The 22,472-nt window shown below is 63.8% G+C and carries 23 protein-coding genes and 1 pseudogene; 6 read left to right on the forward strand and 18 right to left on the reverse strand.

From position 1 onward, the window contains the following. The 4 genes from AC0GNO_RS22735 to AC0GNO_RS22750 all read left to right on the forward strand — a co-directional run. On the forward strand, positions 1-797 hold a 797-nt coding region (locus AC0GNO_RS22735; RefSeq protein ID WP_472904386.1), incomplete at its 5' end, for an IS5 family transposase. 296 nt (positions 798-1,093) lie between these two features. Further along, on the forward strand, positions 1,094-1,660 hold the full coding sequence (locus AC0GNO_RS22740) for a hypothetical protein (RefSeq protein ID WP_472905626.1): 567 nt from the start codon (positions 1,094-1,096) through the stop codon (positions 1,658-1,660). 221 nt (positions 1,661-1,881) lie between these two features. Continuing rightward, positions 1,882-2,727 carry a hypothetical protein gene (locus AC0GNO_RS22745; protein WP_472905627.1) on the forward strand — a complete coding sequence of 282 codons (846 nt, stop codon included), beginning with the start codon at positions 1,882-1,884 and terminating at the stop codon, positions 2,725-2,727. Between the two features lie 310 nt (positions 2,728-3,037). Beyond that, positions 3,038-3,496 (forward strand): hemerythrin domain-containing protein, encoded by a 459-nt coding sequence (locus tag AC0GNO_RS22750; protein WP_472889488.1) that lies wholly within the window; start codon positions 3,038-3,040, stop codon positions 3,494-3,496. 54 nt (positions 3,497-3,550) lie between these two features. Here AC0GNO_RS22750 and AC0GNO_RS22755 read toward each other — a convergent pair whose 3' ends face one another. The 14 genes and pseudogenes from AC0GNO_RS22755 to AC0GNO_RS22820 all read right to left on the reverse strand — a co-directional run bounded on the left by AC0GNO_RS22755 (position 3,551) and on the right by AC0GNO_RS22820 (position 16,041). After that, a complete protein-coding gene (locus AC0GNO_RS22755) occupies positions 3,551-3,940 on the reverse strand; it encodes a DUF1428 domain-containing protein (RefSeq protein ID WP_472905647.1) in 390 nt (129 codons plus the stop codon). Then, positions 3,932-4,291, reverse strand: a pseudogene (locus AC0GNO_RS22760) (DUF1428 domain-containing protein); the annotation flags it as partial. The gene AC0GNO_RS22755 and the pseudogene AC0GNO_RS22760, both read right to left, overlap by 9 nt. Positions 4,292-4,452: 161 nt before the next feature. Beyond that, positions 4,453-4,836 carry a DUF2894 domain-containing protein gene (locus AC0GNO_RS22765; RefSeq protein WP_472905628.1) on the reverse strand — a complete coding sequence of 128 codons (384 nt, stop codon included), beginning with the start codon at positions 4,834-4,836 and terminating at the stop codon, positions 4,453-4,455. Next, positions 4,833-5,504, reverse strand: a complete 672-nt coding sequence (locus tag AC0GNO_RS22770; protein WP_472905629.1) for an OmpA family protein — start codon at positions 5,502-5,504, stop codon at positions 4,833-4,835. The genes AC0GNO_RS22765 and AC0GNO_RS22770 overlap by 4 nt, the downstream gene beginning before the upstream one ends. Before the next feature lie 11 nt (positions 5,505-5,515). Next, positions 5,516-7,894 (reverse strand): DUF802 domain-containing protein, encoded by a 2,379-nt coding sequence (locus tag AC0GNO_RS22775; RefSeq protein ID WP_472905630.1) that lies wholly within the window; start codon positions 7,892-7,894, stop codon positions 5,516-5,518. 10 nt (positions 7,895-7,904) lie between these two features. Further along, positions 7,905-8,597: a DUF3348 family protein gene (locus AC0GNO_RS22780; RefSeq protein WP_472905631.1), complete on the reverse strand. Its 693-nt coding sequence runs from the start codon at positions 8,595-8,597 to the stop codon at positions 7,905-7,907. Between the two features lie 162 nt (positions 8,598-8,759). Beyond that, positions 8,760-10,088 (reverse strand): glycerate kinase type-2 family protein, encoded by a 1,329-nt coding sequence (locus tag AC0GNO_RS22785; RefSeq protein WP_472905632.1) that lies wholly within the window; start codon positions 10,086-10,088, stop codon positions 8,760-8,762. Between the two features lie 63 nt (positions 10,089-10,151). Beyond that, positions 10,152-10,304, reverse strand: coding sequence for an NAD(P)-binding domain-containing protein (locus tag AC0GNO_RS22790; RefSeq protein ID WP_472905633.1), 153 nt, complete (start codon positions 10,302-10,304; stop codon positions 10,152-10,154). A 54-nt stretch (positions 10,305-10,358) separates the two neighbouring features. After that, a complete protein-coding gene (hyi, locus tag AC0GNO_RS22795; RefSeq protein WP_472905634.1) occupies positions 10,359-11,156 on the reverse strand; it encodes a hydroxypyruvate isomerase in 798 nt (265 codons plus the stop codon). Positions 11,157-11,352: 196 nt separating this feature from the next. After that, positions 11,353-12,297: a branched-chain amino acid ABC transporter permease gene (locus tag AC0GNO_RS22800; protein WP_472889495.1), complete on the reverse strand. Its 945-nt coding sequence runs from the start codon at positions 12,295-12,297 to the stop codon at positions 11,353-11,355. A gap of 42 nt (positions 12,298-12,339) precedes the next feature. Further along, on the reverse strand, positions 12,340-13,224 hold the full coding sequence (locus tag AC0GNO_RS22805) for a branched-chain amino acid ABC transporter permease (RefSeq protein ID WP_472889496.1): 885 nt from the start codon (positions 13,222-13,224) through the stop codon (positions 12,340-12,342). Positions 13,225-13,310: 86 nt separating this feature from the next. Further along, a complete protein-coding gene (locus tag AC0GNO_RS22810) occupies positions 13,311-14,504 on the reverse strand; it encodes an ABC transporter substrate-binding protein (protein WP_472905635.1) in 1,194 nt (397 codons plus the stop codon). 56 nt (positions 14,505-14,560) lie between these two features. Further along, positions 14,561-15,265 carry an ABC transporter ATP-binding protein gene (locus AC0GNO_RS22815; protein ID WP_472889498.1) on the reverse strand — a complete coding sequence of 235 codons (705 nt, stop codon included), beginning with the start codon at positions 15,263-15,265 and terminating at the stop codon, positions 14,561-14,563. A gap of 2 nt (positions 15,266-15,267) precedes the next feature. After that, complete coding sequence (locus AC0GNO_RS22820; RefSeq protein ID WP_472905636.1) at positions 15,268-16,041, reverse strand: ABC transporter ATP-binding protein; 774 nt, start codon at positions 16,039-16,041, stop codon at positions 15,268-15,270. A gap of 289 nt (positions 16,042-16,330) precedes the next feature. Here AC0GNO_RS22820 and AC0GNO_RS22825 point away from each other — a divergent pair, with 289 nt between their 5' ends. Then, positions 16,331-16,903 (forward strand): LuxR C-terminal-related transcriptional regulator, encoded by a 573-nt coding sequence (locus AC0GNO_RS22825; RefSeq protein WP_472905637.1) that lies wholly within the window; start codon positions 16,331-16,333, stop codon positions 16,901-16,903. A gap of 37 nt (positions 16,904-16,940) precedes the next feature. On the opposite strand, the gene AC0GNO_RS22830 is transcribed toward AC0GNO_RS22825, so the two are convergent. The 4 genes from AC0GNO_RS22830 to AC0GNO_RS22845 all read right to left on the reverse strand — a co-directional run bounded on the left by AC0GNO_RS22830 (position 16,941) and on the right by AC0GNO_RS22845 (position 21,722). Continuing rightward, on the reverse strand, positions 16,941-18,014 hold the full coding sequence (locus AC0GNO_RS22830) for an ABC transporter substrate-binding protein (RefSeq protein ID WP_472889551.1): 1,074 nt from the start codon (positions 18,012-18,014) through the stop codon (positions 16,941-16,943). Positions 18,015-18,237: 223 nt separating this feature from the next. Continuing rightward, entirely contained in the window at positions 18,238-19,032 is a 795-nt protein-coding gene (locus AC0GNO_RS22835) for a 3-hydroxybutyrate dehydrogenase (RefSeq protein WP_472905638.1), read from the reverse strand. Next, on the reverse strand, positions 19,029-20,558 hold the full coding sequence (locus AC0GNO_RS22840) for an AMP-binding protein (protein ID WP_472905639.1): 1,530 nt from the start codon (positions 20,556-20,558) through the stop codon (positions 19,029-19,031). The genes AC0GNO_RS22835 and AC0GNO_RS22840 overlap by 4 nt, the downstream gene beginning before the upstream one ends. After that, positions 20,559-21,722 (reverse strand): thiolase domain-containing protein, encoded by a 1,164-nt coding sequence (locus AC0GNO_RS22845; protein ID WP_472905640.1) that lies wholly within the window; start codon positions 21,720-21,722, stop codon positions 20,559-20,561. 82 nt (positions 21,723-21,804) lie between these two features. Here AC0GNO_RS22845 and AC0GNO_RS22850 point away from each other — a divergent pair, with 82 nt between their 5' ends. Continuing rightward, positions 21,805-22,395 (forward strand): LuxR C-terminal-related transcriptional regulator, encoded by a 591-nt coding sequence (locus AC0GNO_RS22850; RefSeq protein ID WP_472905641.1) that lies wholly within the window; start codon positions 21,805-21,807, stop codon positions 22,393-22,395. The last annotated feature ends 77 nt before the right edge of the window (positions 22,396-22,472 follow it).

Genomic DNA, 22,472 nt, shown 5'->3' on the forward strand with positions numbered 1-22,472 from the left:
TGCGCATTCATTTTTTGCAGCAGTGGTTCGGCCTGTCGGACCTGGCCATGGAAGAAGCCCTGTTCGAGACGCCGCTGTACCGTGAATTCGCTGGTCTCTCGGGCAGCGAGCGCATTCCGGATCGCGTGAGCATCCTGCGCTTTCGCCACCTGCTCGAAGAGCACCAACTCAGCCTGCAGATACTGGCCACCGTCAACAGCACGCTGGCCGCCAAAGGGCTGCTGCTCAAGAACGGCACAGCCATCGACGCCACGCTGATCGCAGCACCCAGCTCGACCAAGAACAGCAGCGGCGAGCGTGATCCTGAGATGCACCAAACGAAGAAGGGAAACCAATGGCACTTCGGCATGAAGGCGCACATTGGCGTGGATGCCGATTCGGGACTGGTGCACACGGTGGTGGGCACAGCGGCCAACGTCAACGATGTGACGCAGGCCGGCGCGCTGGTGCATGGTGAAGAGAGCGATGTGTTCGCTGACGCAGGCTACCAGGGTGTGGCCAAGCGCGAGGAGACGCAGGCGATCAATGCCAACTGGCACGTGGCCATGCGCCCGGGCAAACGCAAAGCGTTGGACAAGAGCACGCCCATGGGCGCGATCATGGACAAGCTCGAACATGTGAAGGCCAGCATCCGGGCCAAGGTGGAGCACCCGTTTCGGGTGATCAAGCGCCAGTTCGGGTTTGTGAAGGTGCGCTACCGCGGATTGGTCAAGAACACGGCGCAACTGCACACGCTGTTCGCACTTTCCAACTTGTGGATGGCGCGGCACCGGCTTTTGCAGAAGGCGCAGGGATGAGTGCGCCTGCAACGCGCCCATGGGCCTCGATGAGGCCCCGAAAGGCCGGTAAATCGACCTTTGAACGGTGGAAACTGATCGAAACGGGCACGGCGGTTTCATGTCGCGAGATCCATGCGCTCAACGCCCTTCACCGCTCCGGTTTTGAACATCATCCTTAGCTTTAAGTTCAATAACGGGATTCTATCCACAATTGGATTGAATGCCGGTTATCTTTCATACCTCAATCGACAATAAGGTCTTGCAAAAACAAAGCGAAGGACGCATGTGCAACCAGATCAAAGCGAAAGACAAAAATGTTCTTTTTAAGAGTACTCGCGCTATTAAGCATTGTCTCATCATTTACCGCGAATGCGGAACCAAAAACGTATGCTTTAAATGATGGTGTAAAAGCTAAGATATTGTCAGTCTTTGATTGCACGCCAGCTTTTAGTGGAAAAGCGGCATTGGGCGACGATAAATTCGTTTTTAACTGGGAGTGCGAGAATAATACAAACACCAAATATGCAATTTACAAAACATCGTACACATCACGTTTCGATTTTGCCTTTTCTCAGAAAAGCGAAGTTGTTGATTTCTTTAATAAATATTTACAGAATAAGGCTTCAACGTACTATCAAAATCCTAGGATGACAGACGTAAGGTACGGCATATTATCCGCAGGTTTCACATCAAGGGAGTCATCTTATGCAGATTACTACATATTCTACAAATGGGACCGAAAATTCCGCCTACAAAGGCAAGGAAGATTCATCTTTAGAGGTGGTTACATTGCTGATTGGTCGGTCACGAGTCAGACTGAGTCGGGGATTGCAGCTGAGGAATTTAATCTTTATGTGAAATACTTTGATGTTGTTCCATGACGATACTTGGCGCAATTGGTTTTAAATGCATATGTAGTTTGAGCTATATTCAAAGATCAATCAGAGCGTAGAAAGTATCTTTTGAATTGGCCGCATTCCTAACGACAAGCTGCGTGCGGATCCAAATTTCTACGTGTGTTTTGTATAGTTGATGCGCTCCATTTTCTATAAAGCGCTCTCCTTCATATGAGTTGGTGAGTTAGGTGCAAGGATAATCTATCATGTCAGCTGATTTAATATCGTTTCCACGTTTTTCCGAAAACATCTCAGCATTCTGCGAGGCTTCGGATGATTCAATAATTAGTGCCGCGCCCCAATGGGTTCAAGGTTTTCTAGAGCTAGACCAGACGCTTCCTCCGAAATTCGGCTGGCGCTTTTCGGACGTCGAATCTTTTCAGAAACAGATGGTAAATCAACTTAGTCCTTCCGAATTCAATCACGGATTTTGGACTGATCAGGCACGCAATGTAGAAGCATATTCAATCATGTGTATGTGGCGCGGCGCAGAATTATTGAAACCTGCTATCAGAAGTCTCAACTTAGGTGAGGTCATCACGTCGTCAGTACTGGCGCGATCGCTTCTTGAGCTGTCAGCGACATACCTCATCCACGCCAACACCATTGAAACCATTTTTAACGATCTCGCGTTTCCCCCAAACACCTTAGTTATCTCGAAAGAGTTCGAGGAACGTGTCTTGAAGATGATTTGGGGCACTCGGCTTGGTGAACCGGAGCCGCATCTAAAGCAGATAAACGTCTTAACGCTTATTCAGAAACTAACAAAGAATCCGAATGCTGCTGACTTGCTGCCGCACTACGAGTTTCTTTGCGAGATTGCTCATCCAAACGTGGTTGGCAACAATCGATATTGGTCACATATCGAGCGTGTCAACGACGATGGCAGCGAAGTACGTATATTTTCCCGCATTGCTGACGGCGAGCACGCCAACGAAATTCGCGCAAAAATTATTTGGAGTCTTGCATGGTCTGCTGGATCTCTGCGAAATTCGTTCTCAATGATTCACAATGCCCTCAGTAATCTCCGTGCCAAACTCAGCAACTCCTAACACTGCGCACCCTGAGCTTGGTCATTGAGCGACAGCTTTTCCCCTTGAGCACTGACTGCTCGTGGCCGATCTTGAACATTCACGGCAGCGGCACTTCCGATCTGACCAACACATACCCTGTGCTCCGCCCCCCGCCCTCCAGCCTGTGCAGCACCCCACGCGCGCATACTGGTGGAGCCGACCCCTAGCCGTTCACCAAAGCGTCCTGGTGGATGACAGATCTTGGGACGACACGCGACGCTCAACAATGGCCGCGTGGCTAGGTCCACCAGAAGGCAGGACGGTGCAACCCTTGAACCAGGAGACCCTTATGCCGACCACGATTTTTGAAGCCCTTCGCGAAAGCCACGACATCCAGCGCCAGCTTTGCACCCGACTGGTCCGTTCCAGGTCGGGCACGGCAGCAAAGGAGGCGACATTCATGGAGCTCAAGATTGAACTGGAGGCCCACGCAGCCGCTGAGGAGCGCTACCTTTACTGTCCCATCCTGATGGACGACAACGGTTTGACGCCTTCGCGGCATGCCTTGTCGGAGCATCACGAGATCGAGGAGATTCTGGAAGACATGTCGGTCAACGACAAATCCACGGCCGCATGGCAAAAAAAGGCGGTCGAGCTCAGCCAGACAGTTCGCCACCACCTGAAGGAGGAGGAACGCGGCTTTTTTCAGCAGGCTGGAAAGATCCTGACAGACAAGCAAAAGATCTCGCTGGCGGGCAAATACGGGCGAGATCTCAAGCGCATGAAGAAAGTGCTGTCGAACCCATGATGAAAAGGCGGGGACGGGGCGATACCAGATGAAGTCGCCTTGGGGTTGCTCAAGTCACTTCTCCAGCGTCACGACCGGGGTGAACCCGGCATAGATCATCCGCTGGGCGTCGAACGGCCAGTCCATGCCCTCGGGCGGCTTCATGCGCTCGTCCTTCACCATCTTGTCGTGCGCGGCGTCGCAGACTTCGCGCGAAGGCCATTCCATGAAAGAGAACACGATGTTCTCGCCCGGCCCGGCTTTCACGGCGCGGCGAAAGTCGGTGAGCTTGCCATCGGGCACATCGTCGCCCCAGGCTTCGACCACGCGCAGCGCGCCGTAGTCCTTGAACAACACCCACGCCTCTTCGGCCATCTGGCGGTAGTCTTCGCGCCGGCCCGTCGGAACCGGGATGACGAAGCCCTGGACGTAGCTGTCGGCGGTCGCAGCGCCTTGTTCGACGATCGGCTCAAAGCCGCCGTAGATCATCCGCTTGCCGTCGAAGGGCATCGGGTTCTTTGCCGGGTCGCAGCGCTCGTCGGTCTTGGCCAGTTCGTCCATCCGGCCCATCACGCCGTCGCGCGTGGCCTTGTCGGGCCACTCGATCCACGAGAACGCCACCGTCTCGTCGTCCTGCGCCGCCACAGCGCCCTGGAAGTCGGTGGTCTTGCCCTTGGGTACATCGGCCCCCCAGCACTCGACCACCCGCGTCGCGCCGTGATCGATGAAGGCGCTGTCAACCGTGTTGGCGTGGGCAATGAACTGCTGCTGTTTCCCGGTCGGGACCGCGATCACAAAACCGTCGATGTAAGACATGGGGGTTCTCCTGTGTGTTGCGCGGCGGAGCCCAACGGTCGCCGACCGGTCGGGGTCGGAGAACTCGGCGATGAGCGCGCGCGGGGTGGTTTGCCACGATACGCCCCCTCTTTTTCTTGCACCAGCCACATGGGCTTTCCCCGCCGCCATGGCCGACGACTTCACTTCTTCTGTCGAGCCGCCTTCACTGCCTTGCCCTTGCCCGCCGGCGCTTTGAGCTGCCCCTGCGCCTGCTCCAGCCAGAGCAGGGATTCGGTTTGGGAGAGGAAGCGCCGCAGGTAGTGCGGCGAGAGCTCGCGCATGAGGCCGAGCGTGCGCAGCACGAGCATGTGGGAGTTGAGCGGGCCGGCGTTTTCAGGCGCGCGGTGCGTGGCCTTCACCACGGCGTCTTCGGCGCCGAGGCGTTCCCAGGTTTCGCGGAAACGCTGGGCACTGCGGAGGTCGGGCCACTGGTCGCCGTTTGATTTTTGTCCGCCTGCTGCGGCCTGGCTGGCCTGGGCTATGTGGGCGTTGAGGTCTGCCAAGGGAGAGCGCTTGGTGTTCATGGCTTGGCGGTGACCGCTGGCGCCGCCGTGCTCGGCGTGGGCGCGGCGCGGGGCACGGGGGCCATTTCCACGCGGCGGTTGAGCGCTCGGCCCTTTTCATCCGCGTTGCTGGCCACGGGCTGCTCGGCGCCGAAGGCGGCGCTGAACACGCGCTGGCGCGGCATGCCTTCTTTGACGAGCGTGCGCGTCACGGTGAGCGCGCGCTGGGCCGAGAGTTCCAGGTTGTCTTCGAAGCGCTGGTGGGGGCCCTGGATGATGGGCTTGTCGTCGGTGAAGCCGCTCACCATGAGCATCTCGTCGCGCTCGCCGAGGTACACCTCCAGCGGCGGCACCAGGCTCTTGAGCAGCTGCTGGCCTTCGGGGCGCAGCTGGTCGGAGTTGAAGTCGAACAGCACGCTGCCGCTGATGCCGATGCGGCCGTTGTCGAGCGTGACGCGGCCGCTCTGCAAGGGAACAGCGAGCGCTTTTTCCAGCGCCATGCGGCGGGCTTCTTCCTGCTGGCGTTTGGCGATCTCGGACTGCAGGCTGCTCACCAGGTCCATCTGCACCAGCAACACACCGATGAGGATGAGCACGAACGCGCCGACCACGCCCGACATGAGGTCGCCGAACACGGCCCAGACGGGCGCGGTCTCACCGAGGCCGTCGTCGATAGCGGTGTCGTCCATGCTGCTGCTCATCACACTGCTCCCTGAGCGGAAGGTGCAGCGGGCGCGGCGGCTTTGGCGGCCACGGGCTTGATGGCGCGCAGGCTGCGCATGTCTTCCACGATGCCTTGCTGCGCACTGATGCTGAGGTCGATCACCTCGCGCGCCTGCGCCACGTAGTAGGCGAGCTGTTCGTCGCTGCGCGCCATGTGCTGGCCGATGGCGCCTTCGACGCGCTGCAGGCCGTCCACCAGCTTTTCATTGGTGCTGCTGAACAGCTCCACACCCTGCTGGAAGGCCTGGCCGAGCGCGGCGAGTTCGGCGGTGCTGGTGGCAAGTTGTGCAGTCTGCTCGTCGGCCCGGCCCGCCTGCGCGCCCAGGGTCTGCGCGAACTGCGCGCCGGTCTGGTTGAGCACGGTGGTGGCCGAAGCGACCAGCGATTCGATGGCGGCGCGCTGCTCGCCGGTGGTCTGCTGCACGTTCTGCAGCAGGCTGCTGATGTGCGCCACCAGCTCGGTGCGTTCCTGCAAAGCCAGGTTGTCGCGCTCGGTGAGTCGGCTCATCTCCTGCCGCAGCTGGCCAATGACTTCGGCCGCGGCCTTGGGCGCCTCGGACGCCGTTTCAAGCAGGCGCGACATGGGCGCTTCGAGCGAGGTGCCGAGCGTGGCGAGGTGTTCGGTGACGGCGGCCTGCAGCTCGCCCAGGCGCTGCACCGCGGCCTGGCCGCGTGCGGCTTCTTCGCTGCGCAGGGTCTGCAGGTGCGTGGCTTCTTCTGCGCGCAGCGCTTGCAACTGGGTGCTGATGTCGCGGTGCAGCGCAGCGGCTTGCTCGGCGTCGGCCTGGCCGCGCGCGGCTTCTTCGCTGCGCAGGGACTGCAAGTGCGTGCTTTCTTCGCTGCGCAAGGCGGCGAGTTCGCTGCGCCAGAGGGCGGCCAGTTGATCCATGCGCTGGCCGTGTTGTTGCGTCCATTGCGCTTCCGACTCGGTGCGGGCCAGCACCAGCGCTTCGCTCTGTGCCAGCAGGCGGGCCACGCTTTCCATGCTGCGCGTGGCCTGCTCGCTGGCGCTGTGCTGGATGGCGCTGGCGGTGTGCTCCAGCGTCTGGCACACAGCCTGCTGCTGCGCAAGGTTGGCCGCGCCCACCTGCTGCCACTCGGCCTGCAGGCCGCTGGCCATGCCTTGCAGCGCGGTGGTCCACGCAGCCTGTTTGAGCGCTTCGGCCTGGGCCTGCTCGCTGTGCTGCTGCGCCGTGGCCTGTTGCACGTTGGCCAGCAGCTGGGCGGCGCGGGCCTCGAAGCTGGTGTTGAACTGGTCCAAGGCGTTGCCCAGGCCGCTCACCAGTTGCTCGCTGGTGCGGGCGTGGTTCTGCAGCGCGGTGGCCCAGCCTTCGGCCACGCTGCCGGTGGTGGCGGCGAACTGGGTGGACAGGCCGGTCAGCTGCGTCTGCACCGCCGCGCTCACGCGCTCGTGCAGGCGGGTGGATTCCTGCGCGATGGCGGCCATGGCGTTTTCCACCACGGGTTTGATGCTGTCGCTGGCCACGCGGGCGCTCGACGACAGGCTGTGATTGAGCGTCTGCGCCACCGACTGGCCGAGGCCGGTGTAGGCGGTGGCGGCTTCGCGGTGGAACTGGTCCTGCCGCGCGGTGAGCTGTTCGTCCAGCTGCTGGTGGCGGCGCTCCACCTGCTCCATCAGCGCCTGCAGCTGCGTGACGACCTGGGGCAGCGCGTCGGCCTGGCGCTGCAGGGCGGCGAAGGTGTGATCGCGGTTCTCTGCGGCGATGAAGGCGGCGGTGAAGGGGCGCAGAGCGCCGGCGGTCTGCTGCTCCAGCGCGCGGGCCACCTCGGTGCGCTCGCGGCGGGCGATGGCCGACATGAGGCCCAGCATGGCCGAGCTGGCCACACCGGCCACCGAGGTGCCGAAGGAAATGCCCAGGCCCTTGATGGGCGCGGCCAGCGCGCCGCGGATGGCGCCCAGATCGGCCGAGCCTTCGAGCGCGAACACGGCGCCCTTGAAGGTGACCACCATGCCGAGGAAGGTGCCGAGCATGCCGAGCATGACCAGCAGGCCGATCAGGTAGGGCGTGAGCGACAGGCCGGGCAGTGCGCCGCGCCCGCTCTCGACGCGCTGGCGCACGGCGTTCTGCAGCGGCGCGGGCACGCGGGCGAGCCAGTCGGCCAGGCTGTTGAGCGGCTGCGGGATGTGGGCGAGCGCCTGGGCCAGGCCGTGGCTGGCGCTGCGGAAGCGGCGGATTTCGAGTGCGCCCACCAGGTAGGCGACGGCGATGGCCACCGTCATGACCAGGGCGAGCCAGCTGCTGGTGCCGATGAAGCCGAAGCCCACCCAGGCGATGGCGAAGAGGCCGAGCAGGAAGGCACCGATGAGCAGGGGAGCGTTGGTGGAACGGTTCATGGGGGTGGCTTCAGGGCTCATGGGAAATGGATTCGATCATTCCGGCGACTGGCTGCAGACGGTGGTCGAGTTCGGCGAGCAGGGTCTGCTCCAGCTCGGTGTTGAAGGTGGCCAGCCAGTTGTTTTCGGCGGTCAACGGCTGGCGGCGCAGTTCGGTGAACCGCAGCTTCAAAAAAGCAGGCACGTTGTTCAACAGGCGCTGCTCGCGCCCGCCCAGCATCTCGCCCAGCACCGCGTCGAGCGCAGCGAGCTGGGTCAGGCGCGGCGGGCCTTTGGCGAGCGTCTGGCGCACGTGTTCTCGCAGCGCGTCCACGCTCATCTCCAGACGGCGCTGCTGGTCCTGGTAGCGCTGCAGGCAGAAGGCGAACTCGGTGTCGAGGTCGTCCGGGTCGGGCTGGTGGCGCGCGTCGCGCGTGGTGATGGACTGGCTGAGCACGGCGCGCACGCGCTCCAGCTCGGCCTGCAGCGTTGCGGCGCTGGTGGCCAGGTGGCCGGGAGCGCGGGCGGCCTGCCGCCCGGCGGCGGCGATGGCCGCGTGCGCCGAACTCAGGCTGATGGCGTCGGCCACGTTGAGCCACTGCCCCAGGCGCTCGGCCATGTCCTGCCGCGCCGCGTCGCCGGGCGCAACCGCCCCCGCGGGCAGAAAGCCCGCCAGCTGACGCACCAGGGCGGTGGGTTGGGTGTGGAAGAAAGAACTGCGCAAAACGGTCCGCAGCGCCCCGCAGGGCGCCTGAGCGTGGAGGAAAACAGGGGATTTGCCGGCCCGAACGGGGGGCTGGCGCCGGACCGGCCGATGGGCCGGGCGGCAGGCCGTAATTAGAAACCATCCCGCCGGCGGGTTTGTAACCGCCGGTCCGGCCCGGGTTCACACCACCAGCACGGCCCGGAAATCGTTCACGTTGGTGTGCGTGGGGCCGGTGATGACCAGATCGCCGAGCGGTTCAAAATAGCCGTAGGCGTCGTTGCGGGCCAGGTGGTCGGTGACCTTCAGGCCCAGCGCGGCGGCGCGCGCCAGGGTGTCGGGCGTGACCAGCGCGCCGGCGTTGTCTTCCACGCCGTCGATGCCGTCGGTGTCGGCCGCGAGCGCCCACACACCGCCCTGCCCGCCCAGCGCCTGGGCCAGACCCAGGCAGAACTCGCCAGCCCGGCCGCCGCGGCCTTTCTTCTGGCCTTCGGCGCGGGGGCGCACCGTGACGGTGGTTTCGCCACCGCTGAGGATGACGCAGGGTTTGGCGAAGCTGCTGCGACCGAGCGCCGTGGAGCGCGCGAGCGCAGCGTGCACCTTGCCGACCTCGCGCGACTCGCCTTCGATCTCGTCGCTGAGCACCACCACGTTCAGGCCCAGCGCGCGGGCCGCGTCGGCGGCGGCGTCCAGGCTTTGCTGGGGGGTGGCGATCAGGTGCGTTGCGATGCCGGCGAGCGCGGCGTCGCCGGGCTTGGGGGTTTCGAGTGCGCCGCTCTCCAGCTGCGCGCGCACGGCGGGCGGCACCTCGATGGCGTAGCGGCGCAGGATGTCGAGCGCCTCGGCGCAGGTGGACGCATCGGCCACGGTGGGGCCGCTGGCGATGACGCTCACGTCGTCACCGGGCACGTCGCTGATGGTGAGCGTGACCACGCGCGCCGGCGCGCAGGCCGCCGCAAGGCGCCCGCCCTTGATGGCCGAGAGGTGCTTGCGCACGGTGTTCATCTCGCCGATGTGCGCGCCGCTCTCCAGCAGCTGGCGGTTGATGCGCTGCTTGTCTTCGAGCGTGAGGCCGTCGCAGGGCAAGGTCAGCAGGGCCGAGCCGCCGCCCGAGATGAGGCACAGCACGAGGTCGTCAGCGGTCAGGCCCTCGGCCAGCTGCAGGATGCGCTGCGCGGCTTCCAGGCCGGCGGCGTCGGGAACGGGGTGCGAGGCTTCGACCACCTCGATGCGCTGCGGCAGACCCTCGGGGCGCGGGGGGATGTGGTGGTAGCGCGTGACGACCAGGCCCGACAGCGGGGCGTCGGCCGGCCACAGCGCTTCGACCGCCTGCGCCATCGCGCCACCGGCCTTGCCGGCGCCGAGCACGAGGGTGCGGCCCTGGGGTGGCTGGGGCAGGTGGGCTGCGGTGTTGTGCAGCGGCAGGGCGCGCTGCACCGCCACGTCGTACAGGTGGCGCAGCAGGGCACGGGGGTTGGCCAGGCTGGGGACGGTGGGGGTGGCGTCGGTCATGGGCAGGAAGTGTAAGGAAATGACCGGCGCCTGGCTGCCGTGTTGTTACGTAGGCGCTGACCCTCACCCCAGCCCCTTCCCACACGCGGGAGAGGGGTCATGCCCGCCCTGCTCCTCCAGTGCCGCCGGGATCTTGCTGCGGCGGCTGACGAACAGCGGGTGCCCGGCCTGGCTGAGGTTCAGCGCCATGGGCGTGCCCATGATGCCGAGGCCCATGGAGCCGACCCGGAGTCCGCTCTGGATCGTGTGCCTGTCTCCTGGTTGTTGTGTTTACAGCTGCTGTCCGTGCGCAGCGATCCAGCCAAGACCGCGGTCGGTACCGCCGGGTGTCGCGTCCTTCGGCTTGTATTCGCAGCCGATCCAGCCGCTGTAGCCCAGCGCGTCGATGTGGTCGAACAGGTTGCGGTGGTGGATCTCGCCGGAGCCGGGTTCGTGGCGGCCGGGCGTGTCGGCCAGCTGCATGTGGGCGATGCGCGGCAGCAGGTCGCGGATGGTGTTGCACAGCTCGCCTTCCATGCGCTGCGCGTGGTAGATGTCGTACTGCAGAAAAACGTTGTCGGCGCCGACTTCGTCCATCATCTCGATGGCCTGGCGCGGGCGGTTGACGAAGTAGCCCGGCATGTCGAAGCTGTTGATGGGTTCGATCAGCAGCGGCAGGCCCAGCTTCTTCGCCTCGGCCGCCGCAAAACGCACATTGCCCACCCAGGTGGCGCGTGCCTGCGCCTCGCTCACGCCCACCGGCTTCAGCCCGGCCATGCAATGCCAGCGCTGCACGCCGATCACCGGCGCGTATTCAGCCGCCTTCGCCACACCGGCGCGGAACTCACCCTCACGGCCCGGAATGCAGGCCATGCCGCGCTCGCCCGCCGCCCAGTCGCCGGGCGGCAGGTTGTGCAGCACGAGTTCCAGCCCGTTGGCCTTCAGCACCCGGGCAATGGCTTCGGCCGGGTGGTCGTAGGGGAACAGGAACTCCACCGCCTTGAAGCCAGCCTTGGCGGCGGCTTCAAAGCGGTCGAGGAAGGGCAGCTCGCTCCAGAGCATGGAGAGGTTGGCGGCAAAGCGGGGCATGTTGGTGTTTTTTCAGTTCATCGATGTTGGTCATCTTTTCCAGGATCACCTCCACGACCACCGGCACACTGTAATGGTGCGCCATGAACTGTGCCTGGCGCAGCTGCAGCGTGGCAGCCGGTGACCGTGTTCGACGGGTTCACCCTGCCCGCCTGCGACATCCCGGGCGCCTGCCCTTCGGCGGCGAGCAAGATGTCTAGGCCCTCAATCGGCGCACCAGCGTGGCGTGCAGCTCCCCGACAATGCCTTTGCGGAACGCGAGCACACAGACGACGAAGATCACGCCGATGATCACGGTGACCCAGGAACCCACCTTGTCAGCCAGCAAGTTCTGCAGGGCGATCACGATGCCCGCGCCGAGCACGGGACCGAACAGGGTGCCCACCCCGCCCAGAAGGGTCATGAGGATGACCTCTCCCGACATGCTCCAGTGCGCGTCGGACAGGGTTGCAAAGCCCATCACCAGCGTCTTGAGTGAACCCGCCAGGCCAGCCAGGGCGGCTGACAGCACGAACGCCACCAGCTTGTACCGATCGGTCTGGTAACCGAGGGAGATGGCACGCGGTTCGTTCTCGCGGATCATCTTGAGCACCTGTCCGAAGGGCGAGTGGACGATGCGGGATATGCCCAGGAAGCAGGCGACGAAAATCGCGAGCACCAGGTAGTACATGCTGGTGTCCGAAGCCAGCGAGATCAGACCAAACAGTTCTCCGCGCGGCACGCTTTGCAAGCCATCCTCGCCACCGGTCTGGGGCAACTGCAGACAGAGGAAGTAGACCATCTGCGCGATGGCCAGGGTGATCATGGCGAAGTAGATGCCCTGGCGGCGGATCGCAACCAGGCCCACCACGAGACCAATCAGCCCGGCGCCCACCGTGCCGGCCAGCAAGCCCCACTCGGGTGTCAGCGCATAGGTCTTGATCATGTGGCCCGAAATGTAGGCCGCAGAACCGAAGAAAGCCGCGTGTCCGAAGGACAGAAGTCCGGTGAAGCCGAGCAGCAGATTGAACGCACAGGCGAACAGCGCGAAGCACAGCAGCTTCATCAGGAACACGGGGTACAGGCCCACCAGGGGGGCGACCACGGCCAGCGCCAGCAGGACGGCGTAGGTCAGGCGGGTGGAGTTGGACAGTTTTTTCATATGTGTGGCTGGGCGAACAGCGCGGGTGAGCTGCTTGTGACTTCAGGCCTCTTTGCCGAACAGGCCGGCCGGGCGCACCATGAGAACCAGGACCATGATGACGAACACCACGATGTTCGACGCCTCGGGATAAAAAACGCGCGTCATGCCTTCGACCACGCCCAGTGCAAGGCCGGTGAGGATCGAACCCATGATGGACCCCATGCCCCCGATCACAACGACCGCAAACACCACGATGATCAGGTTGGAACCCATCATCGGACTGACCTGGATGATGGGTGCGGCCAGCACACCGGCCAGTGCGGCGAGCGCAGCCCCTGCGCCGTAGGTCAACATCACCATCATGGGCACGTTGACGCCGAAGGTCTGGACCAGGGCCGAGTTTTCGGTGCCAGCCCTCAGGTAAGCGCCCAGGCGCGTGCGCTCGATGAGATACCAGGTGCCGAAACAGACCGTCAGCGATGCAAACACCACCCACGCGCGGTAGTTGGGCAGGAACATGAAACCCAGATCGGTCGCACCTTGCAGCAACTCGGGGACCGGGTAGCTCTGACCCGAGGCGCCGTAGATCTCGCGAAACACGCCTTCGAAGATCAGGGTGAGGCCAAAGGTCAGCAGCAGGCCGTACAGCGGGTCGAGCTTGTACAGGTGCCGGAGGAACAGGCGCTCGATCACGACGCCCAACGCCCCGACGATGAGTGGTGCGACCAGCAACGACACCCAGTAGTTGACGCCGAACTTGTCCAGCAGGATCCAGGCGGCAAACGCGCCCAGCATGTAGAGCGTCCCGTGCGCGAAGTTGACCACGCCGAGAAGACCAAAAATCACCGCCAGACCGAGGCTCAGCATGGCGTAGAAAGCGCCATTGACGAGCCCGAGCAGGATCTGGCCCATGAAGGCCTGATGAGGTATGCCGAAAATTTCCATGGAATCGCGTCCGGTCAGGCCAGACATAAAAACAACCAGACAGCAAAAAAGCGCGCCCCGCCTGGGGCGCGCCTTACTTCAAGCGTTTACTTCTTGATCAGTGCGCACTTGGACTCGGCCACCGTGGTGAACGCCTGCTCGCCAGGGACCGTGGCCACCAGCTTGTAGTAGTCCCACGGCTTGGTCGATTCCTTCGGGGTCTTCACCTGGTACAGGTACATGTCGTGGATCATCCGGCCATCGGCACGGATCTGGCCTTTGCTGTAGAAGTCGTTGACCTTCGTGCTTTTCATGGTCGCCATGACCTTGTCAGCATCGGTGGTGCCCGCCGCCTGAACGGCCTTGAGGTAGGTGGTGGTCGCCGAGTAGTTGGCAGCCTGGATGGAAGAAGGCATGCGCTTGTACTTGTCAAAGAAGCGCTGGGCAAACTTGCGCGAGGCATCGTCCTGGTTCCAGTACCAGCTGTCTGCCAGCTGCAGGCCTTCGGTATTGGCCAGGCCCAGGCTGTGCACGTCGTTGATGAACACCAGCAAGCCGGCGATCTTCATGCTCTTGTTGATGCCGAACTCCCTGGCTGCCTTCATCGCGTTGGTGAAGTCGCCGCCAGCGTTGGCCAGCGCCAGCACCTGGGCCTTGGAGGTCTGCGCCTGCAGCAGGAAGGAAGAAAAATCGGACGCGTTCAAGGGATGGCGGACTGCACCGGCCACTGCACCGCCATTGGCCTTCACCACTGACGTCGCATCGGCTTCCAGGGAATGGCCAAAGGCGTAGTCGGCGGTCAGGAAGAACCAGTTCTTTGCGCCGCCTTTGACCAGGGCATTGCCAGCCACTTTGGCCAATGCCACGGTGTCGTAGGCGTAGTGCACGGTGTAGGGTGTGCAAGCCTCGTTGGTCAGGCGCGCCGAGCCGGCACCGATGGAGATGAAGGGCAGCTTCTTCTCCTGGGCCACTGTGGCCATGGCGAGCGACGTTCCAGAATTGGTGCCTCCCACCAGCATGGACAGGCCGTCCTTGTCAATCCATTCGCGCGCCTTGGAACTGGCCACGTCGGCCTTGTTCTGGTGGTCAGCGGACAGCACTTCGATCGGGCGACCCAGCACCTTGCCGCCAAAGTCTTCGGCCGCCCACTTGACCATCTCGGCGCCGGCTGGACCGTCGATGTCCGCGTAGAGGCTGGACATGTCGGTGATGAAGCCGATCTTGACGGGGCCGGTGCCCTGTGCGGATGCAGCGGTTGCCAGCGCGATGGACGCGGCGATGACGACAGGCTTGAGTTTCATGGTGTCTCCTTGGGGTTAAAAAAACAAGGGCGCAATGTCCGCTGCGGAAGCCGCGGTCAAACGCCCAGGTACTCCTGCAACATGGCCATGTTCTGGCTCAGTTCCTTCTTTTCGAACTGCTTGACGATGACGCCGTGCTCCATCACATAGAAGTGATCGGCCAGTGGCGCTGCAAAGCGGAAGTTCTGCTCGACCAGCACGATGGTGTAGCCCTTCTGCTTGAGGGCCAGGATCATTTCCGCCAGCTTCTGCACGATGACGGGCGCCAGTCCTTCGGATATCTCGTCCAGCAGCAGCAGCCGTGCGCCGGTGCGCAGGATGCGGGCAACCGCCAGCATCTGTTGTTCACCGCCGGACAGACGCGTGCCCGGGCTGTTGGCGCGCTCTTTCAGGTTGGGGAACATGGCGTAGATTTCGTCCAGCGTCATGCCTCCTGGCCCGAGCACGGGCGGCAGCATGAGGTTCTCTTCTGCACTCAGGCTGGCGAAGATGCCGCGCTCTTCGGGGCAATAGCCGATGCCCAGATGGGCCACCTTGTGCGGTGCCATCCCGATCGATTCGTTTCCCTGGATGCGAATGGAGCCCGTGCGCTTGCCCGTGAGCCCGACGATGGCCCGCATGGTGGTGGACCGGCCGGCACCATTGCGACCCAGCAGCGTGATGACCTCGCCTTCACGGACAGTCAGGTTCACGCCATGCAGGATGTGGGACTCGCCGTACCAGGCGTGCAGGTCTTCGATGCGAAGCATTTCCTTGGCCATGGTCAGTGCGCTCCCTGCAGGCCGGTGTCCGCCGAGCCCATGTAGGCCTCGATGACCTGGGGATTGCTGGAGACCTCCGCGTAGGGGCCGTCGGCAATGATCGCGCCCCGCTGCAGCACCGTGATGCGGTCTGCGATCGAGGCAACGACGTTCATGTTGTGTTCCACCATCAGGATGGTGCGGCCCACAGACACCTTCTTGATCAGCTGCGTGACGCGGTCCACGTCTTCATGGCCCATGCCCTGCGTGGGCTCATCCAGCAACATGAGTTCCGGCTCCAGGGCCAGCGTGGTGGCGAGTTCCAGCGCACGTTTGCGTCCGTAGGGCAGGTTCACCGTCAACTCGTCGGCAAAGTCCTGCAGATCCACCGCGGCCAGCAGCTCCCGTGCGCGCTCGTGCAACGGATGCAGTGAACGCTCCGCCTTCCAGAAGTGGAACGAGGTACCGAGGTTGCGCTGCAAGGCCGCGCGAACGTTCTCCAGCACCGTCATGTGGGGGAACACCGCAGAGATCTGGAACGAGCGCACGATGCCGCGCCGTGCGGTCTGCGCGGGCTTTTCATGGGTGATGTCCACACCGTTGAACCGGATGCTGCCGCTGCTGGGCGGCAGGAACTTGGTCAGCAGGTTGAAGAACGTGGTCTTGCCGGCGCCATTGGGTCCTATCAGGGCGTGGATGTGGCCGCGCTGAACCTTCATGTCCACCTGGTTGACGGCCACGAATCCCTTGAATTCCTTGGTCAAACTCTGTGTTTCGAGAATGCACTCTGCTGACAATTTGCTCTCCGGCGACGGGTTATCTTGGGGTACGTCGGCTTGCGCCAGACAGCGACCGATGGTGATCGATTGGTCGTGATTCCGCCACCGGGTTGGTACTAGTGTAGTTCTACGCATCTGCATGCGTACACGGCTTCGTCGGGCAGCCGTGCAGCACCACCCGGGCGCTGGTGCGTGCCAGTTCCCGGGCCATGGCCAGACCCAGGCCTGTACCGGACCGGTGACCATGCCGCGGCGGTTGTGCAGGGACATGGATGTCAGGCAGGTCTTGCCGCCACAATCCGGATCTATGACCCCAACCGTGATCAAGGCTGAATCGCTGCAGTCGATGCAAATGGCTTTCGACCTGGCTCCAGTGGGCCTGTGTGTGTCGCGCCATCGTGTGGTGGTGTTCTGCAACGACGTCTTTGCCCGGCAGTTCGGGTACGAGGTGGCAGAGCTGACCAACGCCCCTTTTGCACTGCTGTACCCCACGCCGGATGAATTCGCCAACATTGGCGAGCAGGGCCAGGCGGTGATGCGCGAGACCGGCGTGTACAGCGACGAACGCATCATGCGGCGGCGCGACGGAACCCTGTTCTGGTGCCACGCGTCGGGTCGTGCCAGTGACCGCGCCGACCCGTTTGCCTGTGCGGTGTGGATGTTCGAAGACATCTCGCAACGCCGCCCCGTGACCACGCCGCTGACCCCGCGCGAGCGTGAGGTCGCCCAGCATCTGGTGGCAGGGCTCACCAGCAAGCAGATCGCCCGCGTGCTGGACCTGAGCCCGCGCACGGTGGAGGCGCACCGCGCGCGCCTGATGACAAAGCACAAGGCGGCCACGCAGGGTGAGCTGGTGGCCAAGCTGCTGGGACACGTCTGAGGCGGGTTCATCGGCAGCGCGTCGCTGGCGGCGAACGTCACTTCAGCAGCTTGCCATTGCCACCGATCACCGTCACCTCGACGTAGCGCGAGCCGATCCGGTTGTCCGGCGCGTAGCGCACCGAGGTACCGCCCAGGTCAAAGTTGTTCATGCTCTCCAGCGCCTTGATCACCTGGGCGCGCGTGGGCCTGGGGCCGGCGCGTCGCAGGCCTTCGACCAGCACCTTGGCGCCCAGGAACTGCTCGAAGCTGGTGTAGTTCACCAGCTCGCTGGGTGCGTACTGCCTGAGCAGGCGCTGGTATTCGCGCACCACCGGCATGGCGGGCATGAAGGGATAGGGCACCACCTGGCTCACGCCCAGGCCGTGTGCATGCTTGAGTCCGGCCAGCTTGACGATCTCGGCCGGGTCGACCACCGAAATGTTGTAGAGCTGTGCACCGCCACCGGCTTCCCGGTAGCGCCTGATGAAAGCCGAGGTGGACCGGTTCACCGAAATCATGATGACCGCCTGCGCGTCGGACGCGCGGATGGTCTTCACGGCATCGTCCACCTGGTCGGTGTTGCGCTCGTAGGGTGCGGCGACGGCAAGCGTCAACCCGCGCTTGCCCAGGGCGCGCTCAACCCCTTCCAGGCCGGCCTTGCCGAAACCGTCGTCCTGGTACATCACGGCCACGCGCTTCATGCCCAGCGTGGTGACCTGCTGCACCATGTGCTCGGTTTCGTCACCGTAGCCGGCGCGCACATGGAAGATCCAGGGATTGAACGGCGTGCGCAAGGGTTCACCACCGGTGTAGGGCGCCACCAGCGCGGCACCGCCCTGAGTCAGCACGCCATCGGTGAGCAGCTTGCCCACGTTGGCCGTTCCGGCGAAGCCGAACAGGGCCACCACCTCGGGCCTGGCCAGGGCCTCCCTGGTGAGGCGCACGGTCTCGTCGACCTTGTACCCGTCGTCGGTCACCCGCAGCCGGATCTTCTGGCCGTTGACGCCGCCGGTGGCGTTGATGTGGTCGAAATAGATCTGACCGCCCACCACCATCTGTTTGCCCGTGCTGGCAAGCACGCCGGTCAGGGGTGCGACCTGGCTGATGACGATGTCGTTGGCCGAGACCATGCCGGGCAGCAGGAACAGGGCCAGCGCGCCCAGGGATTGTTTGAAGGTGGTCATGCAGATCTCCGTCGTTTGGGATAACTCGTTGGGAGCTGCCATGGTGGGCTTTGTCGGGTTGCGCAGCAGCGGGGCAATCCATGAGGTATTTCTACGCTATGGCTGGATCGCTGAAGCCGTCTCTCGGGGTGCGCTCACGGCACCCGGGAAGCTCGAAAAAAGAAGGGGGTTACTGCGCAGTCCAACCGCCATCGACCGGCAGCGCGACGCCCGTGATGCCCGACGCGGCATCGCTGCACAGGAACACCGCCACGTAACCAATCCGCTCTGGCGGAAGCAGGGTCAGGTTGGGTTGTTTCTCGCGCAGCAGATCGCGAATGCCCGCTTGCCGGTCACCGGCGAACAGGGCTGCCCGGGCCTCGATCTGCGGCGCGATGATCGGTGTGTCGGTCCAGCCCGGGCAGATGCAGTTGACGGTGATGCCTTGAGCTGCCGTCTCCAGCGCCACCCCTTTGGACAAGCCCACCAGGCCATGCTTGGCAGCGAGGTAGGCGGCCTTGTTGACCGAAGCCACCAGACCGTGTACCGACGCGATATTGACGATGCGGCCCCAGCCACGCGCCCGCATGCCAGGCACCGCAGCGCGCATGGCCAGAAAGGCCGCCGTGAGGTTGACCGCCAGGATCGCGTTCCAGCGGTCGGTGGGAAAGCTCTCGATGGGACAGGTGTGCTGGATGCCAGCGTTGTTGATCAGGATGTCCGGCGAGCGCATGGCCCGCGTTGCCTGGTCCACCAGGTCGGCTGCGGCCGCCTGGCTGGAGAGGTCGGCCTGCACATACGCGGCGTGCACACCCGTGGCCTGGGCCAGGGAGCCAGCCACCCTGGTGCCCAGTTCCTGGGCTTCGATGCCATGCAGGATGACGTCGCAGCCCGAGGCGGCCAGGCGCCCGGCGATGGCGAGGCCTATGCCTTGAGTAGCACCCGTGACCAGGGCACAGCGGCGTGGCGAAGGGGAGATGCTCATGGCGTGGTTCCTTGAAGTTGTCGGGCGTCCAGCTCGCGCAAGGCGGTCTTGAGCACCTTGCCGTAGTGGTTCTTCGGGAGTTCCGGAACGAATTGGTAGTGCTTGGGCCGCTTGAAGCGCGCCAGCTGGCTGAGGCAGCAGGCATCCAGGGTTGTCGCATCGGCTTCACCCTGCAGCACCACATAGGCCACGACCACCTCGCCCCATTCGGGATCGGCGCGTCCAATCACCGACACCTCCGCGACCGCCGGATGCGTCAACAGGGCTTCTTCCACCTCGCGCGGATAGATGTTGGTGCCACCACTGATGACCAGGTCCTTGGAACGGTCCAGCAGATACAGGAAGCCATGCCCGTCCAGACAACCCACATCGCCGGTGGCCAGCCAGCCGCCGCGGATGGCTCTTGCCGTGGCCTCGGGGTCGTTCCAGTAGCCCGCCATGACCACGTCACCGCGCACACAGATTTCTCCGCTGGCACCGGCCGGCAGCGGGCATCCATCGTCATCGCACACGGCGACTTCCACCATCGACTGCGCAGTCCCCACCGAACGCAGCCGGTCGCGCCACTGCGGATGGGTGTGATCGGCGATCAGGCAACGCTGCAGCACGCTGATCGACATGGGGCATTCACCCTGGCCGTAGATCTGGGCGAAGTGAGGACCGATGACTTCAACAGCCGCCTCGATGTCGGCCAGGTACATGGGGCCGCCGCCGTAGACGATGGTTTCGATTCCCTTGGCCGGCTGCTCGCGTGTTCGCGCCACCTCCACCAGCCGGCGCACCATGGTGGGCGCCGCAAAGAACGAGGCCCGGTTCCAGTGGGCCGCCAGATCAAGACACTCGACGGCATCAAAACCGTCCGACCGCGGAACGACATTCATGCCGGCTTGCAGCACGTAAGGCAGGTGGTACAGGCCTCCGCCGTGCGACATCGGAGCCGGATGGAGCATGCTGTCGCCCGGACTCACCGGCTGGACCGATGCCAGGTAGGCCAGGCTGCACCAGCGCAGCTGGCGCGGGCACAGCACCACCCCCTTGGGCCGCCCGGTGGTGCCACTGGTGTAAAAAAGCCAGGCGGGATCGTCGTCACCGCGCGGCGAAATCGGCGCCAGCGGCAGGTCGCCGAGCATCAGGCCCCGGTTGCTGAAAACCGTCGAGGACGCACCCGTTTCGGCGAGGACCGCCTGCAACCCGGAAGACCGGTCGGCATCGCAGAAGCTGACCCGGCATCCGCTGTGCTGGATGATCCACGCCGCTTCACGGGGATGCAGCTTGGCGTTGATCGGAACCACCACGGCGCCGGCCCACCACACGCCCCAGAACAGCGGCAGGTACTCCGGGCAGTTGTACATGAACAGGGCCACACGGTCGCCCGGCTCGACTCCCTGGGCCTGCAGCCAGCTCGCGGTGCGGGCGGCGCGCTCGGCAAAACCAGCGTAGTCGCACCACACCTCGGTGCCATGGGCGATCGCCGGCGTTTCGGGATGTGTGTGGGCGCTGCGTTGCAGCCAGTGAGCGAGGTTCATTCAGCGCACCCGTTCCAGCACCGAACCGTAGTTTGAAACGCCCGCACCGCCCATGTTGAGAATCGCTGCCAGCCGGGCCCTGGGCAAGGGCGCGCTGCGCCACCGGCCCAGCAGCTGCCAGGCCGCCATGACGTGCATCGAGACACCCGTGGCCCCCACCGGATGACCTTTGGCCTTCAGGCCACCGGACAGGTTGACGGGCAGGCGGCCACCGGGCATCACCCAGCCCTCTTCCAGGGCCTGCATGCCGCGACCTGGGGCGCACAGGCCGATGGCTTCGTACTGCATCAACTCGGCGATGGTGAAGCAGTCGTGGGTCTCCAGCAGGTCGAGGTCGTTCAAGCCGATGCCTGCGCGATGCATCAACTGGCTCCAGGCCGCGCGTGCGCCTGCGAGTTCGCTCATGTCGCGCTGCGACAGCGGCATCAGGTCGGTGGTCTGGGCCGTGGCACGCAATCTCACGAAACCGTCGCGGCGGTCGTGCGCATCCGATGCGCTGACCACCAGTGCGGCAGCGCCGTCGGAGATGGGCGAGCAGTCGCTGCGCAGCAGCCGCCCCACCACACGGGGATTGCGCTCGGACTCGTTGGCGCAACAGGCCTCGTCCAGCGCCATGCGCAACTGCGCCAGGGGGTTGTGAACACCATTGGCATGGTTCTTCGCCGCAATCTTGGCCATGGCGGGATGCGGATCACCAAAACGTTCGGCATAGGCATCCGCCAGGCGCGAGAACATGCCTGCAAACCCTGCCGGTGTGTCGCCTTCCTCGCGCACATAGCAGGCCTGCAGCAAGGCCTTGCCGACCTCCCGGGTCGGAACGCCTGACATGATCTCCACACCAATCACCAGCACCCGCCTGGCCTCGCCGGCGCGCACCAGGTTGGCGGCATGGTGCACGGCGGCGCTTCCGGTGGCACAGGCATTCTCGACGCGAACCGACGGCTTCATCTGCAGCCCCGGCAGCAAACCGGCGGCCAAGCCCGCAGTGAAGCCTTGAGCCACCAGACCCGGATTGAAATGGCCGACCACCACGGCGTCGATGTCAGCACCGCTGAGTCCGACGTCCGACACGGCGATACCGGCCACCTCCCTCATCAGGCTTTCCAGTTCGGCGCCCGGGAGTTTTCCAAACTGGCTGTGCGCAAATCCGATCAGATCGACCATGAACCTGTCCTTGAAAGTGTGGCGCTATAGTAGAAAGCGTGCGCCTTCAATGACAGTCGTATAACCACCCCGGGAGAAACCCGTGCGTAAAACTACGCCCACCAGCACGGCCTTCGATCAGGCTTTTTCTCCAGAGCTTGCAGAGGCCATCGTTGACCTTTGTCCGCTCGGGTTGATGCTCTCATCCAACAGAAAAATCGTGACCTGCAATCAGCGATTCGCAAGCATGTTTGGCTACTCGATGGAGGCATTGCAGGGTCAGGACCTGCTGGCGCTGTACCCCAGCGAGGACGAATACCAGCGCATTGGCCAACGCGGACTTCAGGTCATGACCCAGAAGGGTGAGTACCACGATGAGCGATTGATGCGCAGGCGTGATGGCGCGACCCAATGGTTCCGGGTTCACGGCAACACATCCGATCTGTCCAACCCTTTCGGTAACGCATGCTGGGTGTTCGAGCCGCTGAACGCTGGCGCGGATGTTTCACGATTGACCCCGCGTGAGCGCGAGATTCTTGCGGGCATGTCCCGCGGACATACCGCAAAAGAAGCGGCCAGAGAACTCGGGCTGAGCCCCCGTACCGTAGAGAAGCTGCGCGCTGGGCTCCGAGCCAAGTTTGGTGCCCACAACGCGGTGGAGCTGATGAGCCGGGTCAGTGGTCTGCCGGGTTAAGAAGCTGCTTTCCCCTGCGCTCCTGCACCATGCGCACAGCGCGTTCGGCCTGAACCAGTCGAAGGGCTCGCTGGAGT

It is taken from the genome of Hydrogenophaga sp. L310 (genome assembly GCF_055703065.1).